The organism is Alcanivorax sp. HI0044, assembly GCF_001634945.1.
This window is the reverse complement of sequence record NZ_LWEZ01001829.1, coordinates 1-1,922: the sequence shown is the minus strand read 5'-3', so window position 1 is coordinate 1,922 and position 1,922 is coordinate 1. Positions and strand designations below refer to the sequence as shown.

2 protein-coding genes are annotated in these 1,922 nt (G+C 56.5%); both read left to right on the top strand.

Features of this window, described 5'->3' with window-relative positions; all coding sequences use genetic code 11:
• Window positions 1-366: 366 nt before the first annotated feature.
• Entirely contained in the window at window positions 367-930 is a 564-nt protein-coding gene (gene ahpC / locus A3730_RS27335) for an alkyl hydroperoxide reductase subunit C (RefSeq protein WP_063521492.1), read from the top strand.
• A 158-nt stretch (window positions 931-1,088) separates the two neighbouring features.
• On the top strand, window positions 1,089-1,922 hold an 834-nt coding region (locus A3730_RS27330; RefSeq protein WP_156501404.1), incomplete at its 3' end, for a thioredoxin family protein.

Here is a 1,922-nt window from a genome sequence, read left to right as displayed (position 1 = left end):
AATCCACCCCGTACTGGTAATCTTCCTCGTAGACGTCATCCCCGCGAATGTAGTCGTAATCACTGCCAGACGCCGGGGCAGCGGTGCCCGCCGCAATCATCATCCAGCCCGTGGCCAGTGCCAGCTGGCGCCATCCTGTGCTTTTCATGAAGGCCTCCTGCTCTGTGCGTCTTCACATGGGACAGGGCGGCAGCGGTGGGGTTCCTGATTCCGGGCGCTACTGGCGGGTCGATGGAGCGCATTAGGTATTGCCTATCGCTGCAATGAAAGTATCCAAATTTACCAATCGCCGCAAAAAACGCATTCTTACTTCCGACGAAACGTTAACCCAATCGTTTTACCGATAACTTAGGGAGTCTTGGAAACATGGCACTGATTAATAGCGAGATCCAACCGTTCAACGCCACCGCATTCAAGCAGGGCGAATTTGTAGAGATTTCTGACGCCGACGTAAAAGGCAAGTGGGCGATTTTCTTCTTCTATCCCGCTGACTTCACCTTCGTTTGCCCCACCGAGCTGGGCGACGTGGCTGACAAGTACGAAGAGCTGCAGCAAATGGGCGTGGAAGTGTTCTCTGTGTCCACAGACACCCACTTCACCCACAAGGCATGGCACGACACCTCCGACACCATCGGCAAGATCAACTACTACATGGTGGGCGACCAGACCGGCACCATCACCAACAACTTTGAAGTGATGCGTGAAGGCCAGGGTCTGGCAGATCGTGCGACCTTCCTGGTCGATCCGGATGGCATCATCCAGGCCATGGAAATCACCGCTGAAGGTATCGGCCGTGACGCTGACGACCTGCTGCGCAAGGTGAAAGCCGCTCAGTATGTGCGCAACCACCCCGGCGAAGTGTGCCCGGCAAAATGGAAAGAAGGCGAAGCCACTCTGGCCCCGTCTCTGGACCTGGTTGGCAAGATCTAAATAGTCGGCCGGAAGTCTGACGTCGGAAGTCTAACGCTAAAACCAGCTTGGTTTTGCGTCCGACGTCAGACCCCCGACGTCCGACTGATTAATGCTTTAGCTCCACAACCCGAATTTTCTCCGTCACTGACGACTGAATCTGGAACAAGGGAAGACTCATGCTCACGAATGAAATTTTGCAGGCTCTCAAGGGCTACGCCGCCAACATGCAGAAGAAAGTCACTTTCGTGCTGCAGGAAGGCACCCACGACAAGCGCGATGAACTGGTCAGCTTTCTCTCCGACATCGCTGGTGTCAGTGACAACCTGGCGTTCGAAGAACGCGATACGGGCGACACCCTGCGTAGCCCGATCAGCTTTCTGCTGGAAGCGGATGGAGAAGACACGGGCATCCGTTTCTCCGGTATTCCCGCAGGTCACGAATTCAATTCCCTGGTGCTGGCGTTTCTGCATGCATCCGGGACAGATATCAAGCTGGACGACAGCCTCCAGCGCATGGTCGCCAATGCCAAAGGCGACATGCATTTCGAAGTGTTTATCAGCCTGAGCTGTCATAACTGCCCGGACGTGGTTCAGGCCCTGAACCAGTTCGCCTTGTTGAACCCGAATATCACCACCGAAATGATTGATGGCGGCCTGTTTCAGGACGTGGTCAATGAGCGCGATATTCAGGGCGTGCCGAGTGTGTACCTCAACGGTGAGCTGTTCGCCAACGGCAAGGTCACCGCCGCCGAGCTTATCGACAAGCTGCTGGAGCACGACCCCGGCATCGCGCAGGCTGGCGCTGGTGAAAAACTGCCGCTGCAGGACGTCACCGTGATCGGTGGTGGCCCGGCCGGTGTGTCTGCGGCCATCTACAGCGCCCGTAAAGGCCTCAAGGTCACCCTGATCGCCGATCGCATCGGTGGCCAGGTGAAAGACACCATGGACATCGAAAACCTGATCTCCGTGAAGAAAACCACCGGCCCGGAATTGTCCGGTGCGCTGCAGGCG

Coding starts and splice junctions, on each gene's coding strand:
- ahpC (WP_063521492.1), top strand. CDS start 367: ATGGCACTGATTAATAGCGAGATCCAACCGTTCAACGCCACCGCATTC.